Origin of the sequence: Haloarcula sp. Atlit-47R (genome assembly GCF_003665985.1) — an archaeon.
In the GTDB taxonomy this organism is placed as follows: Archaea; Halobacteriota; Halobacteria; order Halobacteriales; family Haloarculaceae; genus Haloarcula; species Haloarcula taiwanensis.
The window spans coordinates 870,599-897,119 of sequence record NZ_QPLQ01000001.1 but is presented as its reverse complement, the minus strand read 5'-3'; the positions used below and the strand labels follow the sequence as shown (position 1 = coordinate 897,119).

Here is a 26,521-nt window from a genome sequence, read left to right as displayed (position 1 = left end):
TGGTTAGTCCTGAAGCACGACGATACCGAGCAGTGTGCCGATCACAGCCAGCGCCACGACGGGCGGAACACTGCCACCACCGAGCAAACCACTGCCAGCAGACTGTTTCAAGGCTTTCTCACGAGCTTCGATCTGTGCCCGCTTGTAGGCGAGGTCCTCGTACTGCTGTTTGAGTTCGGTGACGTTCGAGGTTTCGTAGGTGGTTTTCTGAATTGTGACGTTCCGGACGGTCTGGCCGTCCGTTGTGGTGATATCGTCCACCGTGAAGTTACTCTCCAGTTCCACGATGCGGTCACTGGTGACGACGTACTGCGTGCCACCAATCTGGTTCGGGTTGTACGTGTTGTTCGCCTCGAACTGTCCGCTGGCAGGGTTCTCTTGAGAGAACAGCACGCCTTCGTACTGCGTGCCGGATTCGGTGGTGATGTTGAAGCTCCCGATTTGGTCGAAGTTTTCCGGGGAGTTCTGTCCCATCAGGGTGAGTTGTGCGGCGGTCCAGCCTTGGAAGTCGTCTCCGGCGGACTGCTGGTTTGCCAGTACATAGGGATCGACGAGGTCGCTATTGTTGATATCGCCGGCCTGATAGGCGCTATAGGTGTTTTCCGCCAGCGTGTCCATCTCGTTCTGGATCTGCGTATTCTGTGATTCTATTTCGGCCCATTTGGTGCTGTAGTCCTCGAAATTGATGATTTCGAGGTTGTTGTAATTATCATTCGGAGCCGTGACTCTGAGTCCTTGGGCATATTTTGACCCATCACTGGCTTTTGTGTGGTTAACCCGCCCAGTGGCCGGACCAACGTGAGTAGTGGCAGGAGTGACACCATCGTAGAACTCCCGGTGTTCCACGTATATGGTCCGATACTCGGTTGTTTCGCCATTTACAAGCGAGATGGTTTCTGTTTGGGAACCGGACGGGTCGTAGATAATATAGGCATCTCGCCCGCCTCCGCCGACCCCCTTCACACCGAGGTCGGGGGCGGTGCTTGCGTCAGGACGTGGCGGCGCAGTTAAACCGCTCTCACTTTCCATAATATCTGCAAGATATTCGGCGTTTGTGGCCTGTTGAGTCCACTCAGCCGCCAAGTTTTCCTGCTTCGTGGCGTAGTAGTCTGCCACGGCAGACTTCGCTTCGGTTTTGGCCGCTGCTTTGCTACTCCCGTTGTTGAGGGCCTTGATATAGGCGTTCTTGCCGATGATGCGGGCCTGAGTCTTTGTATCTGACAGGTAGTTGTCCAGCGTCGTGTGGTAGTTGTCTGCCTGCTGTTTGCTGTTCTGAGCGGACTGGTACGCATCAATATGCGTTTGCTGTGCATCTGTGCCGGTCGTGTTGACGGTTGTACTACCGGGCTGTGCCGTACAGTCAAGATTATCGACGCCGGAGACCATGTTACCGATTCGGTCGGATGTGTCGCAGGTCAAATCAGAGTCGCCACCGGTAGTCCCGACGACGGTCCGAACGAGATTTACGCCGCCGAGAAGCCCGCTCTTGGAGTCGAACGTCGGTTCGCCGCCAGAGTAGTCAGAGACGGTGACGTTCACCGATTCATACGCGCCGTCGTTGAAGAACAGCAATTGATTTTCTTTGAGGTTCGCGGTGTTGTACGTTTCGCGGGCTAACACGGTCGTCCCGGTGGACGGGCCGCCCTGCGTGGTGTACTTGACGGTGAACTCCGTGCCGCCGTCGAGATTGCTGGTGTCAACAATCAGTGTCGTTGGGGAGCCTGTGTACTCGTAGGTGACTGGCCCGCTGTCGGTGGCTGTCTGTGCCAGCGCGGGACCGGCGGCCCCGACGACGGCGGAACAGACGATGAGCGCGGCGAGCAGGACCGAGCGGGCACGGGTCACTGCTGACGCCCCCCGTCGGCTTCGACCTGCTCGACGCTGGCGCGAACCTCTTGGTCGTCAGCGCCGGCGGCGGTGTCCTTCTGCTGTGCGTGGTGCGCGGCGATCACGCCGCCGGCGACGACGGTGGGACTGACGACGGGGAGCGGGGAGCCGATGACAGCCGCGGCAATTGTGGACCCAGAGATACCGATGACGCCCATAAGCCCATAGCTGAGTATGCGGTCCATCGGATTCACCCCAGGTAGCTGATGACGTAGTAACCGGCGGCCTCGACGGCAACGACGACAAGGCCGATAGCAGCCGAACCAACCACGATATCCTGCGCGCCGAGGATGTTTAGCCCAGTGAATAGGACGATGACAAGCGTCCCGAGCGCGAGGTAGGTTTCGACGGTGGCCGACCCCTTAGCGATGTCCACGATATCGGTGTCGAGCTGGTAGTTCTTGTTACGACTCTCGTTCACGCGGTTGGTGGCATACGCCATCGCCAGGGCGGCAAGCGACAGCAGAAACGCGAGATCGATGCTCGTGCCCTGGACGGTGAATACAGAGGCGGCGAGGTCGTAACCGAGCAGACTGATTGAGGCGATACCGTTGGTGACGAACGCGCTGGCGGTGAAAATCACACCGGCCAGGGCGTCTTCGATGTCTATCTTTCCGAACATAGGGTACCGTCCGCTTTGAGCGGACGAGAGAGTGGCCGACGTGTTCCGGAAAAAGTCAGGTGGAACGTTTTGTTCACTGAACGAGAATATAGAATCTTTCAAGAATTGACAGGAACAGTAAGAAAACGATTGCAAAGAGGAGGAGAAAAGCAGCAATTGCTGCTCCATAAGAAAATGAAAGAAGAATCAATTCGACTGGATCTCCACTTGTAAACTCAAATAACATTGACACCTGTAGATTTTGACTTTGTAATAAATATCCAGAAAACAGTGTAGAGAGGAAGAGCGATACAACTGGAATCGTTATAAGATATAAGCTGGCTTTAATAAATTCTACTGCGCTGGCGTTATGCATATCTGTATTGCTATCTATCATCCACGACGTTTTTTCGAACAGTAATATTGTTATCGGAGTGCCCAATAGGAATGACATTATCCTCAGAATATACAAGAATGAGCTAATATAATTCGACGCAATCCCTATAATAGATATCAGTAGGATAGAGAACGGAACTATGAACATAATAAACTCCACATTCCGCCACTGTGGGAGTAATATGTGATCCAGAAAATTGACCAAAAACCCATATTTATTGTTAGCTTTCTTCAATAGTGCGTAAGATACGAGTAAAAATAGAGTTAGAGACGCAGCAAATCCGGTTTTCTCAGGCCAAGAGCTACCCTCTCTCACCGATAGCCTTAGGAGATATATCGACAGAGCAGCGAATACGCCTAGAACCGCAAAAAGAGAGCGGGAGTTTTCAAAAAAATCGCCTATTTCAAAGTCATCAAACTGTTCATCCTCTTGCTCTTCATCAGGAATACTTTCATCATAATCAACGTTTCCAGTAATAGCCATATACCTAATCTTATGTTATCTGTGAAATATCCTTCCGACGCTTGTGGCTTATTCCACGGGGTTGCAGCTCGAAGATCGTGCTCGACGCGATATGCACACGAGCGGGAACTGGCCGTGTGCATACTCGCAACCAATCGGGTGGGAACGTTGATGTGATCGTGCCGCGATGGGCATGGGCCGCAGCGGTCTTTATCAGTAATCGGGCTTCGAGTTAGTCGAGAATACCTGTCTTTTGACCTCGTGTTCACGAGCAGGCTGTATGCGAATCCGTGAAGACGGTAAGCACGCGCATCGCACGGACACCATTGAGCAGGCTGCTGAGTTTTGGGACTGCAACAAGACGAAAGCACTCATGCGATCTGCGGAGTTTTCATGGCGGATTGACGACGGAATACGGACGGTTTTGAGTCGAGACGATCTAACTGTCCGGCAAAAGTTAGAGATTGCCGATACCTTGCATGTCCCCAATATCTACGAGGTCAACATCAAGGAGACAGTTGAGATTAGAAAGTGAGCAGCTACTTGGGCTCGTTTAATTTGGCAACCTGTTCTGATATAGCACGAGCGACAGCAGCCTCTCCTTGCGGAAATGACCACGAGCGGTCAGGAAGATCACCAGCTCGACGAACAGTCGCAGATACTTCACCACTTGTTCGAGTTTGAGCAAAATAGAAGATAGCGGCTGCGATGACAAGCAGTGTGACCCCTGAAATGAGGGAGAAGCCAGTGCTGTCCGTTATTCCAAATATAAGTCCGAATATACCGAGAGTGGCTAATATTCCAGCGAGAACCCACTCACCAATCGGATTTTCAGTATCTTCACTGCGTCCATATTCTGTACCGACGACATAATCGCTGGTCAATAGAACGCTCGTAAGGGAGGTATCTTGACCACGATCATCTTGATGATGTTCTAACTCGATAACTCGACGATCAGTGACTGCAACAGTCTGCCGATCACTAGTGTGCGCATCAATTAATTGCTCACCACTCGGAATGTGGGGTTCAAGTACCCGACTTTCTGATTCAGAGACGGCTCCCATCATCTGATTTGGAATGGGGAGATGTCTTGTAAATAGCCCCGAACTCACCTGTCGATATTATTAGTCGTGAATTGAAATTAATGATGGATCTGCGCCTCAGACCATTACCGACTGACGCGGACATTCTGAATGTGGGACTGTATGAGCTGTCAGGCTCATGTTGATACTGCCGTGCAAGATACAGAGGATGAGTTCAGCGGACGATTTTCTGCGGGCGACGTACTGGTCAGTCCTGCTTCTGAATCATTCCTAAGTGGATCAGGAGTCCCAATATGCCCAAGAATCCCAGCAAGATACCGCGTAGTTGCGGATTCTTGAGCCCTCGTTTCTCTGCATCTGAGTAGACATAGTACCCGACGGTGGGCCAGAAAATGAGCAAGTAGAGCCCAGCGCGGATGAGGAGGTCATTGTACGCGGTCAGCAAATCCATCAGAGACTCACCGCCGTCTTCATGGGAACCATATTCGATTGTTCTTTCCTGTTGAAAAGTAGTTTTGGAGGAATCGGACTATTGAGGCCGTGACCGACTCGCGTGCTGTATTCCTCAGGACTGCTGAAACATATCACCGGCTGAAGGTTTTGGCGAGGCCTATCAAATCCACTCTGTTCACAATACCCTTCTAGCTGATGGGCGCGGCTGATTACTGGCATCTAACCGTCCTTCCAGATACCGTAGCCCATACCCCGTGATATCGTAGTTCTGGAACTGACGAGTCAGCGGTTCGATCATCTGTGCGTACGTAAGCATCCGGCAGCGTTCACGCACACGGCCCACAGAGGCACGGAGCGATACCTTCTCGGCAATGTATTGCGGTGATGACCAGCCTTCGTCTTTCAGTATTTCGAGGATTCGTTCGTCGAGCGGGACCATCCATTTGGCGGGCTTGCGTGACATGATTCAGGGCAACGTCGTCAGCTGTTGATACCGGGACCGTCAGTAGCGTCAGCTCCATTCTCCTCGTCGGCGGAATTTCCACGGTTGATGTACCGCTCCTTTCCTGCGTCGTACTCTCCGTTCAGATATGCCTCCCCTTCCTCAGTGATTACATACACCCCGTTTGCCAAGGGTTGGAGGAGGTCGTGATCAGCGAGTTTTTTCAGTCTTCGAGAGACTGAGGATTTCGAGATCCGTATCTCATCACGATCTTCCAGTTCTTTCGGCGAGCCGTTTCCTTCCTCGTGGATGATCTCAAGGATTCTGTCGTCCCAAATTGTCATCCACGAGCCAGACTGTCTCATTGGTTGCCCGTATGGGATAGCATCTTGTTTGTACTGGTAATGTTCTACCTATCTCATATAATACTGCTATTGAAACAGCGTTGCATTTATGCAACAGTAGGTACTTGGTAAGTATGCGAAGCACCCGATTCGGTCGAAGATGACTCTCCTTGGTTCGTGACGAACGGGCGGTCTGGTACACCGCCCGAAAAGGTGGCTTCGCGCTCTGTAGGCCATGAGCGAATCCACCATTACGGGGCTACAGCCCCGCACGAACACCGAAGCATCGCAATCGAATAGTTCTGACGACGGCAGTTGCGCCACCTGTCGAGGTGACGCTGACGGGATTGATGCACGGACCCTCAAGCCGATTTGTTCAGACTGTGCGGCCCGCAGCTTTGACGATGGGCGGTCAGTGCGCGGAGGTGAGAAGGCGTGAGTAACGATCTCCAACCACTGGAACCGGGCCGAGCCGTCGATATGTATCTCAAAGCCCGACAGGATGAACTGACCGAATCAACGATCCAGTCACAGGAGTATCGGTTAGAAGCGTTCGAGCAGTTCTGCCGCGAAGAGGGTATTGAGAACCTGAACGACCTTTCGGGCAGGGATCTGTACGCCTATCGTGTCTGGCGGCGTGAAGGAAACGGGAAGGGCCGCGACGAGATCAAGCCCATAACCCTCCGCGGGCAGCTGGCCACGGTCCGTTCGTTCCTCCGATTCGCTGCTGAGGTAGATGCGGTTCCCGAGGATCTTCGGACGAAGGTCCCGCTGCCGACCATCAGCAACGCTGGTGAGGTGAGTGCATCTACGCTCGACCCCGAGCGCGCCGATGTGATTCTCGACTACCTCCAGATGTACAAGTACGCATCACGAATCCATGTTATCGCCCTGTTGTTGTGGCACACTGGAGCCCGTATGGGTGCGATTCGTGGGCTGGATATCGATGACTGCGAACTCGAACAGGACAATCCGGGTATCCAGTTTGTCCATCGCCCACAGACCGATACGCCGTTGAAGAACGGGGAGAAGGGTCAGCGCTGGAACGCTATCAGTGACCACGTCGCCAACGTTTTGCAGGACTACATCGACGGGCCGCGTGAACCGGTCTTCGATGAACACGGGCGTCGGCCGCTCGTTACGACTTCGCAGGGTCGTGCTTCCACGTCGACGTTCCGGACGACGATGTACAGAGTTACCCGGCCATGCTGGCGGGGAGCGGAATGCCCGCACGACCGCGATCCGGAGGAGTGCGAAGCTACGTCGAATCGGAAGGCTTCGACGTGTCCATCCGCTCGGTCACCACACGACGTTCGGAGTGGCAGAGTCACTGCGTATCGACGTGAGGATGTTCCGCGCCGTGTGGTGTCGGACCGACTGAACGCGAGCGACCAGATTCTCGACAAGCATTACGACCGGCGTGGCGAGCGTGAGAAGTCAGAACAGCGCCGCGATTACCTCCCTGAGGTGTAACAATGATTCACCGACTTACTTTTAGTAACCACATGACGGAACCGCGAAACCGGCAGGGCCCATCTCTGTTGTCTCGAAGTCGCGTATAAGAGAGCTCTGCTGAATCGAATGGTGCTATCGCTCCGGGACCGCTCTCGCTCGCGGTTCGCTGCTCACTCATCAACAACCACGACCTTGACCTGCTGGACGCCGCCAATCGCCCGGAGTTGGTTGGCTAACTCCGTGATTGTGTCGCCCGCGCCCTCGACGACTAGCGTTTCCATACAGGTGTCGTGGGAGAGATGGATGTGCTGCACGGAGGTGATGATGTCGGCCATCTCGTGTTGGACGGTCTGGAGTTCGTCAGCGATGCCCGAGACGTGGTGGTCGTGGACGATGACAATGGTTCCGTGGTGGTGTTGTTCATCACCGGATTCCCATTCGTAGGTCGCAAAGAAGTCACGTAGCGAGTCGCGTATCGCCTCCGACCGGCTCGCGTATTCCCACTCGTCGACGATGCCGTCGAGTCGTTCGACCATCGACGATGGAAGTGTCAGGCTGATCCGGTCGAGATCCTCACTCATGTGTGCCGATAGGGACGGGCCCGCATATGGGTATCCGGGCTTCGGTAATACTCACCCGCCGGCAGTAATACTGCCCGATGAAAAAGTATTATTACCGGGCCGGAACCAGACTTGGGTAGCATGCATATTCCTGACGGATATATCGATCTGCCGCTTGCACTGCTGTTCGGTGCGCTTGCGGTCGTCGTTCTGAGCGTCGCTGCAAAGCGCGTCAACGGTGAGATACCTGACACTCGTGCACCGTTGCTCGGCGTCGTCGCGGCGAGCATTTTCGCCGCACAGATGCTCGACTGGCCGATTCCGGGCGGTACCAGCGCCCACTTTGTCGGGGGCGCGTTCGCGGCGATTCTCCTCGGTCCGCATCTGGGCGCACTCTGTGTCGCGACTGTCGTCACGATTCAGGCGCTCGTCTTCGGCGACGGCGGCATCGTGGTGCTCGGCGCGAACGTGTTCAACATGGCTATCGTCGAGGTGTACGTCGGCTATGCCATCTATCGTCTGCTCGTCCCGTACGGTGAATTTCGCGCTGCCTTCGTCGCGGGGTGGCTGGGAATTACGGCCGGCGCGCTGACCGCCGCGCTCCAGCTTGGTCTCTCCTCGGCGTTCCAGTACCAGTTGTTAACGACACTGTCGATAATGGGCGTCGGGCATCTCGTGCTGGGGCTGATTGAGGGTGCCATCACCGCCTCGGTGTACCGGTACCTCGCTCGCGCTCGCCCTGACCTCCGGCCCAACGCCGCACCGGAGGTGAGCGCGTGATGGTACCGGACTACCCCGACTGGCTACCCCGTGCGCTCGCCGCGCTACTGGTCCTGACCCTGCTCGCGCCGGTGTTTGGGTGGGCGGCTGGCCAGGTTGGCTACGCCGAACCGCTGGAAAATGCCGCCGAGGCGACCGGCGCGACAGAACACGCCACCGCCGTCGGGACGGCGCTGTTTCCGGACTACGGCGTCCCCGGCCTCGGCGGCGCGACTGGGACGTTCGTATCGGCTGTCGTCGGGACCGCGCTGACGCTCCTCCTCGGTGCCGCTATCGGACGCGTACTCGGAACGGACGTCGACGGACGGCAATAGCGCATGTCCGGCAGGGACCTGCTCGACCGGACGGTCACAGCGATTGCGGCCAGCGCCCAGTGGTTCCTGCTTGCTGAGGACCTGCCGGATCGAGACGGGTTCCTCCAGGCCGTTACGCCGACTGTCAAGCTCGTCGGTATTGCGACGCTCGTCGCGCTTACCGTGACACAGCAGGCGCTGGCAGTCGTCAGCGCGCTCGCGCTCCTCGCCACAGCACTTGCGGCCATTTCTCGGGTGCCTATCCGTACTTTTCTGGGTCGTCTGACCGGTCCACCGGTGTTCGCGTTCGTTGTCGTCGCCCCGCAAGCGTTCTTGATGCATGGCCCCTCGCTGGGGTCGCTTCCCCTCTCGGCCGCTGGCGTCGACTATGTGCTCACGTTCGCCGTCCGCGTAACTGCGTGTGTCGGCTTTCTGTCCGTGCTGCTGTTGACGACTCGCTTCGCCGACCTGCTGGCGGCGTTTCGCCGGCTTCGGGTCCCGACGATCGTCGTTTCGCTGCTCGGAATCACGTATCGCTATCTCCTCCTCTTTTTTGCCGAACTCGAACGCATGGTTCGGGCTCGACGGAGCCGAACCATCGCCGAGCCGAGCCTCCGCCGGAACTGGCGCGATTCGGGGCACTTCGTGGGCTCGTTTCTCGTCCGGAGCCTGGAACGCGGCGAGCGGGTCCAGCGGGCCGCCCGCGCCCGCGGCGGCACTGGCCCGACGCCGGCACAGCCCCGGAAACCGCTCGGGCGGGCCGACCTCACCTTCGGTTTGATCGTTGCACTCGCTGTCGCGGTGGTGGTTGTCGCGTGACTGCTATCGAAGCCACCGACCTCTGCTACGCCTACCCTGACGGAACGCTGGCCGTCGACGGCGTCGACGCATCCATCGAGCGCGGCGAGCGTGTGGCACTGCTCGGTCCAAACGGGGCTGGCAAGTCGACGCTGCTGGAACTGCTGGGCGGTCTGGTCGACCCTGACGGCGGGCAGGTGCGGTACTTCGGGGAGACGACCGACGCCGACACTGTCCGCAGTCGCCTCAGTGTCCTCACGCAGAATCCTGCCGATTACCTGTTCAATCCGACCGTCCGGGAGGACCTCGCCTACGGGCCGGCACAGCTCGACTGCGACCGTGCGGAAGTCGACCGCCGCGTCCGGCGAGTCGCGGACCGGCTTGCCCTCGATGGCCTCCTGTCGAAGCCGCCGTTCCGACTTAGCGGGGGTGAACAGCGCCGCGCCGCTCTTGCAAGCGCGCTCACCGTCGAGCCGGACGTGCTGTTGCTCGATGAGCCGGTGAGCAACGTCGACGCCGCGAACCGGAGAACGATTCTCGGCCTGCTCGACGAACTCGCGGCCGATGGCGTCACGCTCGTCGTCTCGACGCCGGACACCGAACTCGTCCCGCACGTCGCGGACCGGGTTCTGTTGCTCGACGATACCGGCGCGGTTGCCGCGAGGGGGACGACCAGACAGATCCTGACCGACACAGAGTTACTTCGGGACTGTGACCTGCGTCCGCCACAGGTCGTCAGACTGTTCGAGGGCCGAACAGAGAACGTGCCGCTGACCGTCGACGGGGCTGCCGAACGGCTGGACACGGACGGTCCGGATACCGTGGAGTGATAGTCCGGGTCCGGGGACGGACCTCTACCCGGCCGCTGTCATTCCGAGGCGAGCAGGCGGCCGTGCACGTCGATTTCGCCGTTCCGGATCCGGGTGCTGCTGATTCGCGTGCCGTCTTCGGCGACGACGAACGGCGGCGTGTGGATTTCCAGCGGGTGGAGCCCCGCGTCTCGCCGCTGTTGGTTGAGTTCGTAGGCGCGGCGCTGTGCCTTCGCCTCCGGCGAGGCGACGAGCGCATCCACGTCCGCCCGTGTCGCGGCCGGTCCCTGCGTGTCGTCTAACCGGACAATCTCATACGTGGCGGTATACGGCTCACCCAACTGGTCCAGCTCGGACGCGAGCGCGCTTCGACGGTCATCGTACGCACCCAACTGTTCGACGTGTGTCGGGTCACTACGCGTCTCTGTGGCCAGTTCAGGGCTGGTCAGACCAACGATGACGTGACCATCGCCGCTCCCGTCGTGACTTGCGGTCTGAAACGCCTTATGCAGGAGCGCCCGGTGGCCGTTGTGAATTGGTGTGAAGGTCCCGCCGAGAATCGCTGTCCGGTCCGCGTCTGCCATACGCGAATGTCCCACCAGCGTCATATATAATTGCTGTCCGTCGCATAACTCCTCAGTCCCAACGGTCTCTACCGACAGTAACCCGGTAACACTCGCGTCAGCAGTCATTGAAGTAGTTTCGGCACGTATCGATACCAATGACTAACGTCACCCCGACACCGGGTATCCACCACGTCACGTGTATCGCGAGCGACCCACAGCAAAACATGAACTTCTGGGTCGAAACACTCGGTCTCCGGCTCGTCAAGCGCTCGATCAATCAGGACGATCCCAGTACGTACCACTTCTTCTTTGCCGACGCCGAGGGGAACCCAGGGACGAGCATGACCTTCTTCCCGTGGGAAAACCACGCACAGGGCAAAGTCGGCTCCGGACAGGTCTCACGCACAGCGTTCCGCGTGCCGGAGGGCAGCCTCGACTACTGGGAGGACCGCTTCGAGGAGTACGGTGTCGACTACGACGACCGCGTCGAGCGGTTCGGTGAGACTGTCCTCCCGTTCCGCGATCCGGACGGACTGCCGGTCGAACTGGTCGAAGTCGAGATTCCTGACGACGACCCGACCGAGCCGTGGACGGCGTTCGTCCCCGAAGACGCCGCCATCCGTGGCTTCCACTCTGTGACGCTGTGGCTGGCTGACCCCGAACCTACGGAGGAGCTGCTCCGGACGATGGGCCTCGAAGAAGTCGGTACCGAGCAGGCACAGGGCGACACGCCCGGCGACGAACGGACTCGATTCGCCGCGCCGGGGGCCGTTGGGACGTACGTCGACGTGTTGCCGACCATCGAGGGCGGGCGGCAGGGCCACGGCACGGTCCACCACGTCGCCTTCCAGACGCCGACCGACGAGGACCAGCAGTCGATGCGCGAGGCCGTCCGCGGGGCGGGGCTGCGCCCCACGTCGCAGATAGACCGCCACTGGTTCCGGTCGGTGTACTTTCGTGAGTTCGGCGGCATCCTGATCGAACTCGCCACCAGCGACCCCGGCTACGACAGCGACGAGCCACTCGACGACCTTGGTGGCCGGCTGGTGCTGCCCGGGAAGTTCGAGGACCGACGCGAGGAAATTGAGGCGGGGCTCACAGACGTGACGATTCCCCAGCCAGCGGCCGCCGAAGCCGGCGACTAACGCAGACGAGACGACTGGTATCCGCTTCATTCTATCTGTTAGCCTGCGAGTAAATATGCGTGCCCGGGGTGTCTCGTGTTATATGTCCACAGAGGGACAGGAGTACGTTATCGCGCCGTGGGGGGAGAGTAAGTGTGAGACGACCGACGTGACGGTCGACCTGCCGTCACGAGACATTGCGGCGCAACTGGAAGTCCCGACAAGTGTGCTAGACCGAATGGCACAGCTCGGCGACGAGCACGACATCCCAGTGACGCAGGCGCTCGGGGAGCGACTGGAGATTAACCGGGCGCGGGTGTCGCTCTATGCCGCGAAGTCGGTTGATGATGTGGTCGCCGTCAAGCAACACCTCACTGACGCCCGCGAGTACCTGTCCGGTGTCGAGGCGCTCGATACGGCCGACATCGAAGCCGACATCGACCACCTCTGGACCGACGAACTCGGCAGCGCGTAACCTCGTCGGTGGGGTGGGTACCGGAGTGAGAGCGGCTATCTGTTGCTCTCGTTGCATAGAAAGCCGGTTTATCAGCAACTCCCAATAGACGGTAATGAATGACGGTACGATACGTGATATAGAGAGCTTCTCCCCTTTTCAACGGGCTAGCGTCCTATTTCCAGCTGCTCTCTCAATTCTTTACCGTCAGTCCGGAGTTTACAGTAACTTTAATTCCCTGAGTGTCTCACCTGTTCCCGTGGAATTATAATGAACAATAACAGACAGCTGTGGATCGTAGCTGCAGTGTCGTTGCTCCTGATATTCGGCGGCAGCGGCCTCGCGTGGACAGTACAGACCGACGGCGGGTCCGTGGAGGTCCGCGACGTGCGGTTCTCTGGGACCAACGGAACGATGATGAGCGGAACGCTGTACATCCCTGAGGAAGCCAGCAGCGCGTCCCCGCAACCAGGGGTGTTAGCCGTCCACGGGTACATCAACTCGAAAGAGACCCAGTCCCCGTTCGCTATCGAGTACGCACGACGGGGTTTCGTTGTCCTCGCTATCGACCAGACCGGTCACGGCTACTCTGACCCACCGGCGTTCAAGAACGGGTACGGTGGCCCTGATAGCCTCGAATACCTCCGGTCGCTGGACTACGTCGACAACGAAAACATCGGCCTCGAAGGGCATTCGATGGGCGGCTGGACCGTCGTCACGGCGGCCGCGGCCCACCCAGACGGGTACGAGTCGATGGTTATCGAGGGGTCATCGACTGGATCGAACCGCGCTCCTGAAGGCACTGATTCGTTCCCACGGAACCTCGCCGTCGTGTTCAGTGAGTACGACGAGTTCTCCCCGCTGATGTGGGGGACGGCGAGTGCGTCCGACGTTGAGCAGAGCGACAAACTCCAGACGGTGTTTGGGACGGACAGCGCCGTCACGGAGAGTCGCACCTACGGGAGCGTTGATGACGGCACTGCACGGCGGCTATACACGCCGGCAACGACTCATCCCGGCGACCACTTCTCGACCGCAGCCATCGGCGCGTCCATCGAGTGGCTCCAGCTAACACTTGAGGGCGAGGACGAGATGGATCCGAGCAATCAGGTCTGGTACTGGAAGTCGCTGGGCACCTTTATCGCCCTCATCGGTGGTGTGCTGTCACTGTTCCCGGCTGGTGGTCTGCTCGTCGAACGGGCATCGACCGACAGACTCCGGCGCGAGTACCCTGAAGGGAAGGGGATGACCGGCGCGAAACGCTACGCGGCGTCGCTACTTGCCGCCACCATTCCGATTGTGACGTACTTCCCGCTACAGGACGCCGCACCGGCGATAATCGGGCTCAGTTGGCTGTTCCCACAGCAGATCAACAACGGCGTGATCGTCTGGGCACTGGGGAACGCGGTCATCACGGCGGTCCTGTTCGCGGTGTGGCATTACACGACCAACGCTGACGACCCGTCGGTTTCGCTGGCGAACTACGGGCTTGATACGGGCGACGGCGCGCGGACGGTCGGCGTCTCGGTCCTAGCCGGCGTCGCTACCGTCGCCGTGCTGTACCTGCTGGAAGCCGTCGTGGCGTTCCTGTTCCAGACGGACTTCCGCATCTGGGTGTTTGCCATCAAACTCCTCTCCCCGGCGCAGTTCCGGATCAGCTTCTCGTATCTCCTGCCACTGTTTGCCTTCTTCGTCGTCCTCGGCGCACTCTTGCACGGTCAGCTCCGTCCCGAGGGTGAGTCCCGGTCGCTCCGCCGTGCAATGGCGACGAACTGGCTCATCGTCGTCGGCGGGTTCGTCGTGTTGTTGGCGGTTCAGTACGTCCCGCTGCTGTCCGGCCGGCCACTGCCGCTTGGCCACCCGTTGCTGACAATTCTGGCGCTACAGTTCGTCGCCCTGCTCAGCATCGTATCCTTCGTTAGCACCTACTTCTTCAGGAAGACGGGTCGGGTCTGGGTCGGCGCGACGATCAACGCCGTCCTCGTGACGTGGGTTATTGTCGCCGGAACCGCGACGCAGTTCCCCGTCTAGATCCGGCGTTTCACTTTCTTCTCGGTTCTGTCCGCCAAGTCGTGTTTCGGTTGTGACGACGCACAGCCGAAATCCGACAGTGGTTCAGTCGTCGCTCATCACACCCTCGGCGACGGCCATGTCCTCGACTGTGGGGTCGTCCTCGGATGCCCGGAGGACGAATCGCTTGCGGATCAGGTCGGCCGCGTAGATGGCTGTCCCCAGAATGATGAGCGTGTCACCGGGGAGTCGCGCCCAGAACAGCGTCTGGACGAGCGGCTGGTTGTAGAACGCTACGCTCCGGGCTGCGGCATAGCTGCCGGTGAACGCCGCCTCCAGCTGGAGGAAGCCAACGGGCAGAACAGAGACGAACACCATCAGCGCCAGACCGACGTTCCAGCACCAGAACGCCGCCCGGAGCCAGGACCCGTCCCAGCGACCGGGTTTGATGGCGAGCTGGAGCATGTAGGTGACCATCCCCAGCGCGAGGAAGCCGAAGGCCCCGAACATCGCGGCGTGGGCGTGGCCGACGGTGAGGTAGGTGCCGTGCTCGTAGTAGTTGATGAGCGGGAGGTTGATGAAGAAGCCGAGCACGCCGGCCCCGACGAAGTTCCAGACCCCGCTGGCGATGATGAACATGAACGGGAGTTTGTAGGGGAACCCGCCGGTCTCGGACATCGCCCGGTACTGGCCCAGCGCCTCGTAGAGGATGAACACGAGCGGGAGCAGTTCAAGTGTCGAGAACACGCTCCCGATGGGGACCCACATGTCGGGCATGCCGACCCACCAGTAGTGGTGGGAGACGCCGATGACGCCCGTACTCATCACCAGCAAGGCCTGAAGCATGACTGCCTTCTCGGCGCTACGGCGGCTGAGCAGGTTCATCGACACTAGCGTCAGGCCAATGATGGCGACGATGAAGAACTCGAAGGCTCCTTCGACCCACATGTGGACGACCCACCAGCGCCAGAACTCCGTGACGGCGATGTTGGTCTCCGGAGTGAAGAAGAACCCGGCGGTAAACAGCAGTGCGATGGAGCCGCCAGCGTACAGGATCATATGTGCGAGGCCGAACACTGGCTCGCGGTCCAGCAGCGGCTTCAGACCGCGAATCGAGAGGACGGCCCACAGACCGAAGCCGACGAGCAGCCCGACCTGCCAGACCTTCCCGACTTCGAGGTACTCTAGCCCTTCGTTGCCGACGAGCCACCAGAGGTCGCCGAAGTAACCGTGCGAGCCGAGCCAGATGCCGCCGAGGCCGCCGACGGTGACGACGACAATCGCGACGAGCAACGCGTCGATGTAGGTCGACTGGCGTTTGGGTTCGTGGCCGGTCAGCAGCGGCGGGAGGAACAGGCCCGCGCCGAGCCAGGTCGCGGCTATCCAGAGGATGCCCAGGTCTATGTGCCATGTCTTCGCCATAGCGAAGGGCAGTAGCTGGAGGATGTGGACGCCGAAGATTTCCTCGATGCCGAAGAAGCCGGCCCGTTCGATGTAGAAGTGCGCAAGCAACCCACCGAGTAACACCTGCGCGAGGAACAGCCCGGCGGCGACCGGGATGAACCGCAGGGCGGCCCGCTGGCTGGGGAAAATGCTCACGTCGCCCGGCTCGGGCACCGAGAGGTCTCCGGCGGACGGCTCAGGGAGGCTGACGGCGTTGTAGAGCCAGATTCCGCCACCGGCAGCACCGACGAGGAGGACCATCGCGATGACGCTCCAAGTCATCGCCGCGCCGGTCGCATCGTTCCCGGCGGCGGGCTCGTACGGCCAGTCGTTCGTGTAGGAGTGTTCGCCGCCCGGACGGTCGGTGTGGGAGAACCACGCCGTCCACATGGCGAAGTCGGCGAACTGCCGGGCATCGGCTTCAGAGTCAATCATCTCCTCGGGGACGCCCCGCTCGTGGCTCCCCTCGTGATACCGCTCGACGTACTCCTGACGGACCTGCTGGTGGGCGTACAGTTCTGCGGCGGAGTACTCGATGTTCCCGCCGTCGTACTCCCCGCTGAGGTCCTGTTTGACGTCATCGTCGACGGCAGCCTGTTCAGCCGTCGACAGCGAGTCGTACTCGGTCCCGTAGCGTTCCTCGGCGTAATAGGTCCGCATGTGCTGGGTTTTCAACTCCAGCGCGTCGGCGGTGTAGTCCGCGCCGTAGTACGCGCCGTTCCCGAGAATCGACCCGTGGTTCATCAGTCCGTTCTTCTGGAACGTCTTCTTGCCCTCCCGGATGTCCGCACCCGTGAGAACGGTCTCGCCGTCGGGTCCGACGACTTCCTCAGGGATTGGCGGCGCTTCCTGGTACGCGATCCACGCGCCGGCCCCCATGACGACGAGGTTGAAGACGAACGCGGCGGCGATTACCTTCGCGATTGTTTTGCGTTTGAGCTCCATGTGGTTGGAACTCCAGTACCCCAAAATAAGAAGGGGGTAAGACGTTCCCAGTCGCTGGCGACGGGGGAGAACATGTTCGCCCTGACAGGGACCAGTGGTGTTCTGTCCCCGGATTCGACGTGGGACGTAGCGGGGTATCACAAGGCAGATTACTACCTGCCACTCTCACTCTGGTATGCGCCGTCGCCGCTTCGTCCAGACGCTCGGGGCGTCTGCACTGGTCTGGAGCGCAGGCTGTACCGAGCAGTCGGACGACACAACACCGGCCTTCGAAGTGTCGAGCCCCGCGTTCAGTTCCGGGGACACGCTTCCGCCCCGATTCACCTGTGACGGCGAGGGCGTTTCGCCTCCATTTGTCATAGAGCGTGTCCCGGAGCCGACGGCGGCGCTGGCGGTCACGGCTGAGTACGACGGCGGCGTGTTCAGCCAGCCGGTGTTCTGGACGCTGTGGAACGTCCCGCCGGAGACCGAGCGGATTCCGGCCGGACTCCCCCGCAAACCGACCCTCGATACGCTCGGCGGCGCTCGACAGGGAACACAGCCCCCAAACGAGCCGGGGTATGAGCCGCCGTGCCCACCGGCCGGACAGCCCTACGAACACCGGTTTCAGGTGTACGCACTCGGTGAGAAACTCTCTATCGAGGGCGGAACCGAACAGGAAGAAGCGTCAGAGACCATCGCGAACGCGCTTATCGCAAGCACTCGTCTCACTGTTGATTACACCCACCCGGCCGGGACCGACAGCTAACGTGTGAGTTCGCGGCCCACCCGAATCCAGTACATCGTCTGAACGACTGCCTATCTGCTGTCTGCCGTTTGGACGGCTCTTGAGTGACACGGCTCGCTGTGACCGACCAGTGCATGCTGTGTGGCGCGCAGCTAATTGTGGCAATGGTTCACAATACCATTAAACCTATATACTGATGTGTTATACCATATCATGTATGGCGTCCGCACCGAGTAGTGACGATATGTTCGACGAGTTCCTCTCCCAGCGTGGCCACGACGTGGACCAGAGTGGTTGGGAAGAGAGCTATAACAAGAAGCAGTGCCCTGATTGCGGCGGTCTTCACGAGTCGACAGCGGCACAGTGCTCGGTGTGTGGCTGGACACCGGTACGGTAAGGATACTCCGTTTTTCGGTCTTCCACCTTCATCCAGCAGCGGCAGTAGCGACCGGCAAAACCGGCAGTTTGCTCTCTGTCGAGTCGCACCTCACGCCGTCGCTTGTCGGGACAGCACCGGTACAGACAGTCGGAACTGCGCTACAGTGTAGAAGGAAATGGGGAGTCTTTGCGTGGCCAGCCGACGGTTGGGGGGTCGTGTGCCGGCGGGCCGACCGGTTCAGAACCGACAATTGGGGGGTCGTGTGTCGGCGGACTGACCGGCCTGTGGTGGTTACAGCGAATCAAGCGCCGCATGGAGGAACAGCCCGAGCGCGAGATGTTGGTACGCAGACGTCGCGATCTGCTCTTTCGCAGCCGCATCGTCCGCGATTCCGTACTGTTTCGTCTGGACGAGTTCGTGCATCTGGAGCGTGCCATCCGCTTCTAACTCGTGCAGCCGGGGGTACACTGTCCCCGGACTCAGTTCGGCACCGAACTGGGCGTCCAGTTCCTCCATCAGTCCGGTCCCGTGGGTGCCACCATCGGCGACTGCGATCATCGCCAGTAGAATCTCTTCCAGACTCTGTGTGACGATTCCGTCATCAACCGCGGTTTCGCCGTTGACGACGTCGTCAATGACCGGGTCCAACAACGACTCCGTGATGGCGTCACGACTGGGTGGGTCATGCGATTCCGGGCGCTCTGTATCGCCGAGAGGGGTCACTCGCTCATCGGCGCTCTGGCCCTGCATCTTGCCCGTCGTCACGCGACGGAGGTTGTCTCCGGACATCGTCTCACCTGAACGCAATCCGCAGTGAGTGCTACAGGGGCTATCATAATATAAACGGGGCAGTGTTTTCTGAGCGTGAAATCACCACAGTGCTCGAAAACGCTTATATAATATGACGCGAATCTTGGTGTAGTGGCTGAGGAACAGAGCATCGAGGAGATTCTCGATACGATCGGCGACCAGCACGCACGCCGTGTACTCGCCGCGATCAGCCGAGAACCGCAGTCGGCGAAGGAACTCGCGGAGGAGTGTGACCTCTCATTGCCAACGGTGTATCGACGTATCGAACTGCTCGACGAGTACGACCTCGTCACCGACCGGACGCTCGTCGCCGAGGACGGGAATCACTACAAGGTGTACGAGTCCAACTTCGAGTCGACGGTCATCTCGCTCGAAGACGAGGAGTATAAAGTACGCATCTATCGGGAAGAGAACCTCCCGGACCGGTTTAGTCAGCTCTGGGACGAGCTGAACCCGGAATGAGCGTGTCGACCAGTGGACGGGTGACCACATGACGACCGGCGTGACTATCGCACGTAGCGCGCTCATCCTGATGCGGATGGTGGTGTTCGGGCTGACACTCGGTATCACGCTGATTAGCTTCCAGGCCTACCGGAAGCGGCCGTCGGAACGCCTCCAGTACGCGTTTGTCGGGTTTGCGTTCATCAGTATGGGTGTCGCCATCTCCAGCGTTATCACACAACTGAGCGCCGGCGAGACCGGTGCCATCGTTCGCGTGTTCTTCCAGATGGCAGAGACGATCCCGTTCATCATCGGGTTCGCGATGCTGTACGTGTCGCTGTACCGGTGAGAAATCCGTTCGGGTGCACCGGTCAGTTGTCGTCCCGGTAAAGCACGTTGTTTATTTGGCCGCGGTTCCACTACATGTTCAATGACTGATTCGACCACCGAGGTTGTCCGCCTGTTCGGTGGGCCCGGTAGCGGGAAGACGACGGCGCTGCTCGACCGCGTGGACGAACTGCTGGAAGACGACGACGTAGACTTCCGTGATGTACTGGTTGTCTCGTACACGCGTGCGGCGGCCGCCGAGATCCGTGAGCGACTCGCGGACCGACTCGGCCTGTCTCCTCGTGCTCTCCGCGGGAACGTCTGTACGATGCACGCGAAGGCGTACGAACTGCTGAACCTCTCCCGTGGCGACGTCGTCGGCGAAGACGACAAGGAGGCCTTCTGCGAGGAGTTCGGTATCGACTACGAGGATGAGTACGAGGGGTCTCGGCGTCGGTCGGCCCGCTCGACCACCCTCGGGAACAAGATTATTGCGACCAGTCAGTGGCTCCAGCGGACCCGTCGCGACGTGGCCGACTGGTACGACGTCCCCTTCAAGTGGGACGACGAGGAGGTCCGGCTCCCGCCGGAAATCGACGACAACGCCCAGACCGGCAACAAGTACACGCCGACCTGGCCGACCGACGACGACCGCGTCGATGTCCCCAGCGCCATTCGCGGCTGGCGCACCTACAAGGGCGAGAACGACCTGACCGGCTTCGCCGATATGCTCGAGCGGGTCGCCCAGCGCTCGCTGCTCCCCAACGTCGATTACCTCATTATCGACGAGTTTCAGGACATCACGACGCTGCAGTATGACGTGTACGACGAGTGGAAACCACACATGGAGCGGGTGCTCATCGCCGGCGACGACGACCAGGTCGTCTACGCCTGGCAGGGCGCTGACCCAGACCTCCTGCTTGAGGAAGTCGTCACCCAAGACGAGGTGCTGCCCAACTCCTACCGGCTCCCCTCGCGCATCCTCAACGTCGTCAACCGCGAGGTCCGCCACATCGAGAAGCGCCAGGAGAAAGACCTCAATCCGCGCAAGGAGGGCGGTCGCGTCGAAGCGGTCCAGAACCCCTCGATGTTCGACCTCTCGCGGAACGTCACCCGGACCATCGAGCAGTCCGACGAGACGGTGATGGTCCTGTTCCGGGCCCGCTACCAGATGTTCCAGTTCATCGACGAGTTCATCGACAACGGAATCCCCTTCTCCTGTCTCACCGACCAGCGGATGTGGACCGACCGGCTCACCCAGTACGTCAACGGGCTCGAAGCCGTCGAGGCCGACGAGCCGCTGACGGTGCTTGAGGCCCGCCGCCTCGCCGACATGCTCGTCGACTCCGCGTTCGGCACCGGCGAGCGCGACGACCTCTTCGACGCGCTCGAAGAGATAGACGAGGCCCACGAGGACCAGGACATCGCCGACATCGAGATCGAACCCGACGTGGTCCATGAGCACGTTCCGTTCCTCCCCGACGCGGCCTCGGCGGGCGATATGCTCCGGAAAGTGACAAACTTCCAGGAGCGGACCGTCGACGCGTACTTCAGCGGAGACTACACCGGGATGGACGCCGACCGCGTCCGCGTGGGCACCATCCACTCCGCGAAAGGTCGCGAGGCCGATCACGTGTTCGTCGCGACGGACCTCACGGAGAAAGTCGTCGAGCAGATGGCCGCCACGGTCGACCAGCAGGGTATCGAGGTACCCGGTATGGATGAGTTCACGAAACACACCAGTCCCGTGCCGACGCTGACCGACAACGAACGGCGTGTGTTCTACGTCGGGATGTCCCGCGCTCGCGAGCGACTCGTGCTACTCGAGAACCTCGTCGACGGCGCGCCGACGCTCCCTATCGACGTCTTGCTGGAAAACGAGCCAAGCGACCGCTCCATCGAGCAACTGCTTGACGACGCCAGTGAGACCATCGCGGCCGACTGAAGCGGTCACTCTTCTCACTCGTCGATGGTCCCACCCTCTAGGTAGTATCGCGTCTTGTCACGCGTCGACTGGGCGACCTTGGTAAACGTGACAACCCGCTGGTTGCCATCCGTCTCGTCACGCTCGATATGGAGTTCCAGGCCCTGATCGCGGAAGTACGACAGCAGGTCGGCGATGGTTTTCGGGTCGCCACGAACGGTGTGTGTTTCGCCGACCGGGTCACCTCTGTCTACCGCCCGTATTGTTTCGACTGCAGGCTGAAGAATGGCTTCACCCAACTCCTGTGCCCGCTCGCGAATCGTTGCCGGCGACTCGCCGCGCTCGACGGCCTGGAAAGCCTCCCGTATGACGCGGGTGAAAACGAAGTCTCGCCCGTAGTCGAATGGTAGTTCGAACGCGTGTTCAAGATCGGCCCGATGGATCGCGCTCGTCGTGTACTTCAGCGCCGTCTTCCCGTCCGTCGATTTCAAGACAACGCCTTCCCGGTCGCGAGCGTTCAGATCATCGATCCGTTCGCGGGCGACGTCGACGGCCGCTGCCGGGGTGTAGGTCCCGTAGTGGTCGACGCTTTCGAGGCCGTAGGTCTCACACCGGTCGAGGCGCCGTTCGACGCCCATCGGCGTCCCGCTCTCGCGGTGGCGGATCCCAAACACGTAGAATCCGACCTCCTCGACCTCGCTGTACTCGTGGTCGGTGTAGGGGTTCTCCGGCCCGACGAGTTCGCCACACAGCATGTGCTCGGGGTGGTCGTCGAAGAACGCCTCGGCGTCGAGCAGCGCCTCGACCTTCCGCGTGGTGTAGGGACAGACGAACCCGCTCCGGGTGAACGCGAGTAGGTCCCCGTCGATTCGGGCGACCCTGACGTTGTAGCCGTTGAGTTTCTCCTCGATGGCGACGGGTCCCTCGAAGGTCTCCCGAACCGCCGGTTCGAGGACGAGCGCGCGCGGCATCGACGGGTAGCCCCGGACGACCACGTCGTCGACGAGCGCCGTCCCGCGCTCGATGCCGTGGCGCTCGTCGCTGAGGTGTCGGTACCGCTGGCCGCGGAACCACTCGGTGTCGAAGTGTTCCAGCAGGTCCGCGGGGTCGGCGTCGACGTCGAACAGCGACCCCCAGTCTCTCGACATACGTGAGGGTTGTTGACATGACACCAAAATTCTGCTGGCGCGTCCCGCCCGGCGGGACTCGCCAGAGGGCATTAGTTACCGGCTACCGTAGCGCCGGTATGGTCGACCGCCCGCTCAAACAACGGTTCGTCCTCGACACGTCGCTGTTTCTCACCCCGGAAATCAGGAGCGGCGACGAGGACCTGGAGGCGGCCTGCCTGGAACTGCTCGACCTCATCTCGGAGGCGAAACTGGTCCACAACATCTCCTGTTACATGCCGCCGTCGATACAGGCGGAACTGACGACGATGCTCGAAGACCGGGCCATCAGCGACGAGGTGCTGACGAAACTGGACACGTGGGTCATTACGAAGTCCCCGGCCCACCACGAGGTACGGATTCCGGCGGCCCACGTCTACGAGTTCATCGACGAGATGTCCGAGCGGGTGGACCGCGGTCTGCGCGTCTCCGAGAAGGCCGTCCGGAAAGCCGAGGAGTCGCGGGCCGAAACGGTCGAGGAACACGACCACATGACGGAGGTGGACAAGGTCATCTCGGACCTGCGCGACGAGTACCGGGACACGCTCCGGCAGGGCGTGCTCGATTCCCGCGAGGACTTCGACCTCCTGATACTCGCACAGGAACTGGACGCCGGCGTCGTCACGGAGGACCAGGGCATCATCAACTGGGCGGAGGACTTCGGCCTGCGGTATCTCAAGGGGCGGAACTTCCCGTCGCTTCTCAGGGAGTACCTCGCGGCCGACGACCCGGACCGCTGGCGCGACGAGACCTAATCGTCGTCACGGTCCGGCGAGTTACCGCCGGGGAGCGCGCTGCGCGCCCGTCCGACGATTGCGCCGGGGATGTCCGTCGGGGAGGGGGCGACCCACTCGATGACCAGTAAGGCGGCGGCTAACCCGAGAAAGACTGCACCGATTGTCGTCTGGCCGCGGGCGATGTTGTCGACGCCGAGGAGGGTGACCCGCGCGGCGAGTACGACCGCGACCATCAGCTCGATTGTCCCGATGAGCCCCCGTGCCATCGGTCGCTGTAGACGGTGCCCGAACAAAAGCACCGCGCCTGCGTGACGCCCGCGGCCACACCAGTTCGTGGGACATACGTTCAAGTCGCTGCCGGCTAAACGTCGCTGGTATGCTAATCGGCATCGTCTCGGACACACACGACAACGTGTCGCAGGTCGAAGCCGCAGTCGAGACATTCGTTGATGCGGGCTGTGAGACGGTCGTTCACTGTGGCGACTTCGTCGCTCCGTTCTCGGTGACGCCGTTCGACCGCAACTGGTCGTTCTACGCCGTCCGCGGCAACAACGACGGCGAGTGGGCGGTCCAGTCCACCGTCGCGGACTTCGGCACGTACTTCGGCGAGATGGGCGAGGTGACCGTCGACGGCCACGACATCGCGATGTACCACGGCACCAGCGGCGAGATCGTCGACGCGCTGGTCGAGTGTGGCACCTACGACTACGTGCTCCACGGGCACACCCACGAACGCGGCCACGAGGAGCGCGGGGGGACGGAACGAATCAATCCCGGCGGCATCTCGATTCCGCCGGCCCCTGAGCCGTTCTCGGTTGCGACGCTCTCGACGGTGACCGGCGAGGTCGAATTCCACGAACTGGGGTGAGAATCAGTCGTCGGCGTGACTGTCGACGCGCTGTGGGCTGCCGTCGTGTTCGACGAGGCCGCGACCGACGCCGAGAGCTTCGTCGGTGCGTCGGATGCTCTTTTCGGCGCTTGCGGTCCGCTCGGAGAGTGCGCGGACGGCGTCGATATTCTCGGGCACCACGTCGGCTTCCTGGTGGATGGCCTGGAACAGGTAGAGGTCCCGTCCTTCGACCGTGATGGATTCGGCCCAGATACAGTTCTCCCATACGTCACCGCGCGGACGACCGGCGTCGCGAGTGTACTCCTTGAGCTTCCCCGCACCGTCGATACCAAGCGTCTCAGGGATAAGGAACAGGCGCGACTCGTCGGCGAGGAGGGACGTGACTTCTTCCGTCGTTGGCTCGCTTTCCAGCGTGACATTGACGCTGTGGGTATGCATCTGCGTCGTCGGGACCTTCATTCCCATCGTGTCGATGTCGAGGTCGGGAAAAATCGTCTGGACGTCAGGACCGTGGTGGGAGGGGATTTCGACGGGGTCGGGAAGTGTATCGTTGATCGGGCCGCGACCGGTCTGGCCCGGGTCAGCACCACGCCGGACCAGTGTCACACGTGATTTTTCAACGCCGTATGATTCCTTGAGCGGTGCGAGGAGGCGTGACAGGCCTGTTGTATTACAGGAGACAACGCGGGCCGTGTCAGCCCCGACCGCATTTTCGTAGTTGGCGCGAGCATTGAAGCTCACATCTGCCACAGCAGCGTCTTCCCCACCTTGGAAGATGGCTGGCGTGTCGTGCTCGGTATACAGCGACGCGTTAGCCGCGCCGACGCCACTTGGCGTGGTGTCGACGACCACGTCGCTCGTCTCGATGAGGTCATGGACCGTCCCGGCCGTCGCGAGGTCGGCGTCCTCGAACGGTTCGCGGCCGTCCGCGGCGTAGAGGTCGTAGCCGCGGTCGTCTGCGATAGTTGCCTCGAAGTTCGGCGAGCGCTTTGCGACGCCCGCAACTGTCATATCTGGCTGGACACGCACCGCGTCAGCGACGCGTTTCCCGATGGTGCCGAAGCCGTTGATGCCCACGTGGAGCATACACGTCCTTTCCTCCGGGGAGAGTATATTCTTTGTGATTAATATACGGAGAAATTAACTCAGATAGTTGTACCTCTGGACATTGTGAACTTTTAACACAAATTATCAGAAAACACTGAGCTGTAGTGTGTTTCGGCGGCGTACGCCGGCAGTCTATCAAGAGTTATTCAGGCGGAGTACGCACTTAGTTGTATGGACAACTCGTCGCTTCGCGCGCCCGCCGAGACTGCCGTCAAACAGTGTCTGAACCTCCAGCCTGACGAATCGTGTGCGGTCGTCACTGATGACCAGCGGAACTCAATCGGCGAAGCGCTGTATCGCGTCGCCACAGAGATTACTGACGACTCCGTTTTCGTTCGCTATCCGCCGGGTGAGCAACACGGCGCAGAGCCGCCCGCGCCGGTCGCCGGCGCGATGAAGACCGCTGATGTCGTACTCGCGCCCACGACGAAGAGCCTGAGCCACACAGAAGCCCGAACCGACGCCAACGAGGCCGGTGCCCGCGTCGCGACCCTGCCCGGGATTAGTGAGGGCGTGTTCCTCATGGGGTTAGACGCCGATTACCACCGTATCGAACAGCACTGCGAGGACGTGCTGGCGCAGGTCGAAGACGCTGAGGAAATTCGCGTCACGTCACCCCAAGGGACCGATATCACGTTCGGCATCGGTGCGCGCGAGTGGCACATGGACACCGGCATTGTCCACGAGGCTGGCGAGATGTCGAACCTCCCCGCTGGCGAGGTGTTCCTCGCCCCTGAGACGGCCGACGGCACATTCGTCGTCGACGGGACGATGCGCCCCCACGGCAAACTCGACGGGAAGCGTCTCACCTTCGAGGTTGAGGACGGCTACGTCACGGACATCGACGACCCCGATATCCGCGCACAGGTCGAGGACGCTGCCGAGGAAGTCGGCCAAGACGCGTACAATCTCGCAGAGCTGGGTATCGGCACGAACGTCGCTGTGACCGAACTCGTCGGCTCTGTTCTTCTAGACGAGAAGGCCGGCGGCACTGTCCACATCGCTATCGGCGACGACCACGCAATGGGTGGCGACGTGCACGCGCCGATCCATCTGGACGGAATTCTGACGGAGCCGACCGTGTATGCGGATGGGGAGGAAGTGGAACTTCCTCGGGTAAAGTGAGCGGCAACGCCGCGAACACGGGGAGGTCGTAGACCTCCCGGAGCCGAGCGGTGAGTAAAATG

30 protein-coding genes are annotated in these 26,521 nt (G+C 60.5%); 17 read left to right on the top strand and 13 right to left on the bottom strand.

Features of this window, described 5'->3' with window-relative positions; genetic code table 11:
• Positions 1 to 3: 3 nt before the first annotated feature.
• The 4 genes from DVK00_RS04675 to DVK00_RS04660 form a co-directional block, all read right to left on the bottom strand.
• Positions 4 to 1,845 (bottom strand): hypothetical protein, encoded by a 1,842-nt coding sequence (locus DVK00_RS04675; RefSeq protein ID WP_121577337.1) that lies wholly within the window; start codon positions 1,843 to 1,845, stop codon positions 4 to 6.
• A complete protein-coding gene (locus tag DVK00_RS04670) occupies positions 1,842 to 2,072 on the bottom strand; it encodes a hypothetical protein (protein WP_121577336.1) in 231 nt (76 codons plus the stop codon). Before DVK00_RS04670 ends, DVK00_RS04675 begins: the two co-directional genes overlap by 4 nt.
• A gap of 5 nt (positions 2,073 to 2,077) precedes the next feature.
• On the bottom strand, positions 2,078 to 2,509 hold the full coding sequence (locus DVK00_RS04665) for a hypothetical protein (RefSeq protein WP_121577335.1): 432 nt from the start codon (positions 2,507 to 2,509) through the stop codon (positions 2,078 to 2,080).
• A 73-nt stretch (positions 2,510 to 2,582) separates the two neighbouring features.
• Positions 2,583 to 3,368, bottom strand: a complete 786-nt coding sequence (locus DVK00_RS04660) for a hypothetical protein (RefSeq protein WP_121577334.1) — start codon at positions 3,366 to 3,368, stop codon at positions 2,583 to 2,585.
• Between the two features lie 259 nt (positions 3,369 to 3,627).
• On the opposite strand from DVK00_RS04660, the gene DVK00_RS04655 reads away from it, so the two are divergent.
• Positions 3,628 to 3,882 carry a hypothetical protein gene (locus tag DVK00_RS04655; RefSeq protein WP_121577333.1) on the top strand — a complete coding sequence of 85 codons (255 nt, stop codon included), beginning with the start codon at positions 3,628 to 3,630 and terminating at the stop codon, positions 3,880 to 3,882.
• Positions 3,883 to 3,886: 4 nt separating this feature from the next.
• On the opposite strand, the gene DVK00_RS21150 is transcribed toward DVK00_RS04655, so the two are convergent.
• Both DVK00_RS21150 and DVK00_RS04640 read right to left on the bottom strand, forming a co-directional pair.
• Positions 3,887 to 4,414: a hypothetical protein gene (locus DVK00_RS21150; RefSeq protein ID WP_147435869.1), complete on the bottom strand. Its 528-nt coding sequence runs from the start codon at positions 4,412 to 4,414 to the stop codon at positions 3,887 to 3,889.
• A 909-nt stretch (positions 4,415 to 5,323) separates the two neighbouring features.
• A complete protein-coding gene (locus tag DVK00_RS04640; RefSeq protein WP_121577330.1) occupies positions 5,324 to 5,650 on the bottom strand; it encodes a PhiH1 repressor in 327 nt (108 codons plus the stop codon).
• Between the two features lie 459 nt (positions 5,651 to 6,109).
• On the opposite strand from DVK00_RS04640, the gene DVK00_RS04635 reads away from it, so the two are divergent.
• A complete protein-coding gene (locus tag DVK00_RS04635; RefSeq protein WP_121577523.1) occupies positions 6,110 to 7,102 on the top strand; it encodes a site-specific integrase in 993 nt (330 codons plus the stop codon).
• A gap of 152 nt (positions 7,103 to 7,254) precedes the next feature.
• Here the strand turns inward: DVK00_RS04635 and nikR are convergent, their stop codons facing one another.
• Positions 7,255 to 7,665, bottom strand: coding sequence for a nickel-responsive transcriptional regulator NikR (nikR, locus tag DVK00_RS04630; protein WP_121577329.1), 411 nt, complete (start codon positions 7,663 to 7,665; stop codon positions 7,255 to 7,257).
• A 120-nt stretch (positions 7,666 to 7,785) separates the two neighbouring features.
• On the opposite strand from nikR, the gene DVK00_RS04625 reads away from it, so the two are divergent.
• Genes DVK00_RS04625 through DVK00_RS04610 form a run of 4 tightly spaced genes read left to right on the top strand, consistent with a single transcriptional unit; the run spans position 7,786 to position 10,345 of the window.
• The gene (locus DVK00_RS04625) at positions 7,786 to 8,424 is read left to right on the top strand and encodes an energy-coupling factor ABC transporter permease (RefSeq protein ID WP_101351089.1); all 639 of its coding nucleotides are present in this window, start codon (positions 7,786 to 7,788) and stop codon (positions 8,422 to 8,424) included.
• The gene (locus DVK00_RS04620; protein WP_101351088.1) at positions 8,424 to 8,738 is read left to right on the top strand and encodes a PDGLE domain-containing protein; all 315 of its coding nucleotides are present in this window, start codon (positions 8,424 to 8,426) and stop codon (positions 8,736 to 8,738) included. The genes DVK00_RS04625 and DVK00_RS04620 overlap by 1 nt, the downstream gene beginning before the upstream one ends.
• A 3-nt stretch (positions 8,739 to 8,741) precedes the next feature.
• The gene (gene cbiQ / locus DVK00_RS04615; RefSeq protein WP_121535582.1) at positions 8,742 to 9,536 is read left to right on the top strand and encodes a cobalt ECF transporter T component CbiQ; all 795 of its coding nucleotides are present in this window, start codon (positions 8,742 to 8,744) and stop codon (positions 9,534 to 9,536) included.
• Complete coding sequence (locus tag DVK00_RS04610; protein ID WP_121577328.1) at positions 9,533 to 10,345, top strand: energy-coupling factor ABC transporter ATP-binding protein; 813 nt, start codon at positions 9,533 to 9,535, stop codon at positions 10,343 to 10,345. Before cbiQ ends, DVK00_RS04610 begins: the two co-directional genes overlap by 4 nt.
• A gap of 38 nt (positions 10,346 to 10,383) precedes the next feature.
• On the opposite strand, the gene DVK00_RS04605 is transcribed toward DVK00_RS04610, so the two are convergent.
• Positions 10,384 to 10,908 carry a phosphopantetheine adenylyltransferase gene (locus DVK00_RS04605; protein ID WP_101351085.1) on the bottom strand — a complete coding sequence of 175 codons (525 nt, stop codon included), beginning with the start codon at positions 10,906 to 10,908 and terminating at the stop codon, positions 10,384 to 10,386.
• 137 nt (positions 10,909 to 11,045) lie between these two features.
• Between DVK00_RS04605 and DVK00_RS04600 the strand changes: the two genes are divergently transcribed.
• From DVK00_RS04600 to DVK00_RS04590, 3 genes are all read left to right on the top strand, one after another.
• On the top strand, positions 11,046 to 12,035 hold the full coding sequence (locus DVK00_RS04600) for a VOC family protein (RefSeq protein WP_121577327.1): 990 nt from the start codon (positions 11,046 to 11,048) through the stop codon (positions 12,033 to 12,035).
• A gap of 82 nt (positions 12,036 to 12,117) precedes the next feature.
• On the top strand, positions 12,118 to 12,489 hold the full coding sequence (locus tag DVK00_RS04595; RefSeq protein WP_101351083.1) for a hypothetical protein: 372 nt from the start codon (positions 12,118 to 12,120) through the stop codon (positions 12,487 to 12,489).
• Between the two features lie 249 nt (positions 12,490 to 12,738).
• Positions 12,739 to 14,499, top strand: a complete 1,761-nt coding sequence (locus DVK00_RS04590; RefSeq protein WP_101351082.1) for an alpha/beta fold hydrolase — start codon at positions 12,739 to 12,741, stop codon at positions 14,497 to 14,499.
• A gap of 84 nt (positions 14,500 to 14,583) precedes the next feature.
• Here DVK00_RS04590 and DVK00_RS04585 read toward each other — a convergent pair whose 3' ends face one another.
• Complete coding sequence (locus tag DVK00_RS04585; RefSeq protein WP_101351081.1) at positions 14,584 to 16,866, bottom strand: nitric-oxide reductase large subunit; 2,283 nt, start codon at positions 16,864 to 16,866, stop codon at positions 14,584 to 14,586.
• Positions 16,867 to 17,041: 175 nt separating this feature from the next.
• On the opposite strand from DVK00_RS04585, the gene DVK00_RS04580 reads away from it, so the two are divergent.
• Together DVK00_RS04580 and DVK00_RS04575 are read left to right on the top strand one after the other, a co-directional pair.
• The gene (locus DVK00_RS04580) at positions 17,042 to 17,614 is read left to right on the top strand and encodes a YbhB/YbcL family Raf kinase inhibitor-like protein (RefSeq protein WP_121577326.1); all 573 of its coding nucleotides are present in this window, start codon (positions 17,042 to 17,044) and stop codon (positions 17,612 to 17,614) included.
• 196 nt (positions 17,615 to 17,810) lie between these two features.
• A complete protein-coding gene (locus DVK00_RS04575) occupies positions 17,811 to 17,990 on the top strand; it encodes an HVO_0416 family zinc finger protein (RefSeq protein WP_004515335.1) in 180 nt (59 codons plus the stop codon).
• 273 nt (positions 17,991 to 18,263) lie between these two features.
• Here DVK00_RS04575 and DVK00_RS04570 read toward each other — a convergent pair whose 3' ends face one another.
• On the bottom strand, positions 18,264 to 18,761 hold the full coding sequence (locus tag DVK00_RS04570; protein WP_101351079.1) for a PadR family transcriptional regulator: 498 nt from the start codon (positions 18,759 to 18,761) through the stop codon (positions 18,264 to 18,266).
• A 132-nt stretch (positions 18,762 to 18,893) separates the two neighbouring features.
• Here DVK00_RS04570 and DVK00_RS04565 point away from each other — a divergent pair, with 132 nt between their 5' ends.
• The 3 genes from DVK00_RS04565 (at position 18,894) to DVK00_RS04555 (ending at position 21,495) form a co-directional block, all read left to right on the top strand.
• Entirely contained in the window at positions 18,894 to 19,244 is a 351-nt protein-coding gene (locus DVK00_RS04565) for a helix-turn-helix domain-containing protein (RefSeq protein ID WP_004515333.1), read from the top strand.
• A 28-nt stretch (positions 19,245 to 19,272) separates the two neighbouring features.
• Positions 19,273 to 19,572: a hypothetical protein gene (locus tag DVK00_RS04560; RefSeq protein WP_053967137.1), complete on the top strand. Its 300-nt coding sequence runs from the start codon at positions 19,273 to 19,275 to the stop codon at positions 19,570 to 19,572.
• A gap of 81 nt (positions 19,573 to 19,653) precedes the next feature.
• On the top strand, positions 19,654 to 21,495 hold the full coding sequence (locus tag DVK00_RS04555) for a UvrD-helicase domain-containing protein (protein WP_121535573.1): 1,842 nt from the start codon (positions 19,654 to 19,656) through the stop codon (positions 21,493 to 21,495).
• Positions 21,496 to 21,509: 14 nt separating this feature from the next.
• Here the strand turns inward: DVK00_RS04555 and DVK00_RS04550 are convergent, their stop codons facing one another.
• On the bottom strand, positions 21,510 to 22,622 hold the full coding sequence (locus DVK00_RS04550) for an RNA ligase (protein WP_101351077.1): 1,113 nt from the start codon (positions 22,620 to 22,622) through the stop codon (positions 21,510 to 21,512).
• 98 nt (positions 22,623 to 22,720) lie between these two features.
• Between DVK00_RS04550 and DVK00_RS04545 the strand changes: the two genes are divergently transcribed.
• On the top strand, positions 22,721 to 23,395 hold the full coding sequence (locus DVK00_RS04545; RefSeq protein ID WP_101351076.1) for an RNA ligase partner protein: 675 nt from the start codon (positions 22,721 to 22,723) through the stop codon (positions 23,393 to 23,395).
• Here the strand turns inward: DVK00_RS04545 and DVK00_RS04540 are convergent.
• Positions 23,392 to 23,643, bottom strand: a complete 252-nt coding sequence (locus tag DVK00_RS04540) for a hypothetical protein (RefSeq protein ID WP_101351075.1) — start codon at positions 23,641 to 23,643, stop codon at positions 23,392 to 23,394. The genes DVK00_RS04545 and DVK00_RS04540 overlap by 4 nt on opposite strands.
• Before the next feature lie 110 nt (positions 23,644 to 23,753).
• Here DVK00_RS04540 and DVK00_RS04535 point away from each other — a divergent pair, with 110 nt between their 5' ends.
• Complete coding sequence (locus DVK00_RS04535) at positions 23,754 to 24,245, top strand: metallophosphoesterase (protein WP_101351074.1); 492 nt, start codon at positions 23,754 to 23,756, stop codon at positions 24,243 to 24,245.
• Between the two features lie 3 nt (positions 24,246 to 24,248).
• On the opposite strand, the gene DVK00_RS04530 is transcribed toward DVK00_RS04535, so the two are convergent.
• The gene (locus DVK00_RS04530; RefSeq protein WP_101351073.1) at positions 24,249 to 25,313 is read right to left on the bottom strand and encodes a type II glyceraldehyde-3-phosphate dehydrogenase; all 1,065 of its coding nucleotides are present in this window, start codon (positions 25,311 to 25,313) and stop codon (positions 24,249 to 24,251) included.
• Between the two features lie 192 nt (positions 25,314 to 25,505).
• Here DVK00_RS04530 and DVK00_RS04525 point away from each other — a divergent pair, with 192 nt between their 5' ends.
• Positions 25,506 to 26,459, top strand: a complete 954-nt coding sequence (locus DVK00_RS04525; protein ID WP_121535570.1) for an aminopeptidase — start codon at positions 25,506 to 25,508, stop codon at positions 26,457 to 26,459.
• The last annotated feature ends 62 nt before the right edge of the window (positions 26,460 to 26,521 follow it).

What these genes read in the sequence shown, in the direction of transcription:
- DVK00_RS04580 (WP_121577326.1), top strand. Translation starts at nt 17,042, where the DNA reads ATGCGCCGTCGCCGCTTCGTCCAGACGCTCGGGGCGTCTGCACTGGTC.
- DVK00_RS04640 (WP_121577330.1), bottom strand. Translation starts at nt 5,650, where the DNA reads ATGAGACAGTCTGGCTCGTGGATGACAATTTGGGACGACAGAATCCTT.
- DVK00_RS04540 (WP_101351075.1), bottom strand. Translation starts at nt 23,643, where the DNA reads ATGGCACGGGGGCTCATCGGGACAATCGAGCTGATGGTCGCGGTCGTA.
- DVK00_RS04670 (WP_121577336.1), bottom strand. Translation starts at nt 2,072, where the DNA reads ATGGACCGCATACTCAGCTATGGGCTTATGGGCGTCATCGGTATCTCT.
- DVK00_RS04560 (WP_053967137.1), top strand. Translation starts at nt 19,273, where the DNA reads ATGACGACCGGCGTGACTATCGCACGTAGCGCGCTCATCCTGATGCGG.
- DVK00_RS04660 (WP_121577334.1), bottom strand. Translation starts at nt 3,368, where the DNA reads ATGGCTATTACTGGAAACGTTGATTATGATGAAAGTATTCCTGATGAA.
- DVK00_RS04665 (WP_121577335.1), bottom strand. Translation starts at nt 2,509, where the DNA reads ATGTTCGGAAAGATAGACATCGAAGACGCCCTGGCCGGTGTGATTTTC.
- DVK00_RS04530 (WP_101351073.1), bottom strand. Translation starts at nt 25,313, where the DNA reads ATGCTCCACGTGGGCATCAACGGCTTCGGCACCATCGGGAAACGCGTC.
- cbiQ (WP_121535582.1), top strand. Translation starts at nt 8,742, where the DNA reads ATGTCCGGCAGGGACCTGCTCGACCGGACGGTCACAGCGATTGCGGCC.
- DVK00_RS04550 (WP_101351077.1), bottom strand. Translation starts at nt 22,622, where the DNA reads ATGTCGAGAGACTGGGGGTCGCTGTTCGACGTCGACGCCGACCCCGCG.
- DVK00_RS21150 (WP_147435869.1), bottom strand. Translation starts at nt 4,414, where the DNA reads ATGATGGGAGCCGTCTCTGAATCAGAAAGTCGGGTACTTGAACCCCAC.
- DVK00_RS04535 (WP_101351074.1), top strand. Translation starts at nt 23,754, where the DNA reads ATGCTAATCGGCATCGTCTCGGACACACACGACAACGTGTCGCAGGTC.
- DVK00_RS04590 (WP_101351082.1), top strand. Translation starts at nt 12,739, where the DNA reads ATGAACAATAACAGACAGCTGTGGATCGTAGCTGCAGTGTCGTTGCTC.
- DVK00_RS04525 (WP_121535570.1), top strand. Translation starts at nt 25,506, where the DNA reads ATGGACAACTCGTCGCTTCGCGCGCCCGCCGAGACTGCCGTCAAACAG.
- DVK00_RS04605 (WP_101351085.1), bottom strand. Translation starts at nt 10,908, where the DNA reads ATGGCAGACGCGGACCGGACAGCGATTCTCGGCGGGACCTTCACACCA.
- DVK00_RS04595 (WP_101351083.1), top strand. Translation starts at nt 12,118, where the DNA reads ATGTCCACAGAGGGACAGGAGTACGTTATCGCGCCGTGGGGGGAGAGT.
- DVK00_RS04600 (WP_121577327.1), top strand. Translation starts at nt 11,046, where the DNA reads ATGACTAACGTCACCCCGACACCGGGTATCCACCACGTCACGTGTATC.
- DVK00_RS04575 (WP_004515335.1), top strand. Translation starts at nt 17,811, where the DNA reads ATGGCGTCCGCACCGAGTAGTGACGATATGTTCGACGAGTTCCTCTCC.
- DVK00_RS04625 (WP_101351089.1), top strand. Translation starts at nt 7,786, where the DNA reads ATGCATATTCCTGACGGATATATCGATCTGCCGCTTGCACTGCTGTTC.
- DVK00_RS04570 (WP_101351079.1), bottom strand. Translation starts at nt 18,761, where the DNA reads ATGTCCGGAGACAACCTCCGTCGCGTGACGACGGGCAAGATGCAGGGC.
- nikR (WP_121577329.1), bottom strand. Translation starts at nt 7,665, where the DNA reads ATGAGTGAGGATCTCGACCGGATCAGCCTGACACTTCCATCGTCGATG.
- DVK00_RS04655 (WP_121577333.1), top strand. Translation starts at nt 3,628, where the DNA reads ATGCGAATCCGTGAAGACGGTAAGCACGCGCATCGCACGGACACCATT.
- DVK00_RS04635 (WP_121577523.1), top strand. Translation starts at nt 6,110, where the DNA reads ATGTATCTCAAAGCCCGACAGGATGAACTGACCGAATCAACGATCCAG.
- DVK00_RS04545 (WP_101351076.1), top strand. Translation starts at nt 22,721, where the DNA reads ATGGTCGACCGCCCGCTCAAACAACGGTTCGTCCTCGACACGTCGCTG.
- DVK00_RS04620 (WP_101351088.1), top strand. Translation starts at nt 8,424, where the DNA reads ATGGTACCGGACTACCCCGACTGGCTACCCCGTGCGCTCGCCGCGCTA.
- DVK00_RS04585 (WP_101351081.1), bottom strand. Translation starts at nt 16,866, where the DNA reads ATGGAGCTCAAACGCAAAACAATCGCGAAGGTAATCGCCGCCGCGTTC.
- DVK00_RS04555 (WP_121535573.1), top strand. Translation starts at nt 19,654, where the DNA reads ATGACTGATTCGACCACCGAGGTTGTCCGCCTGTTCGGTGGGCCCGGT.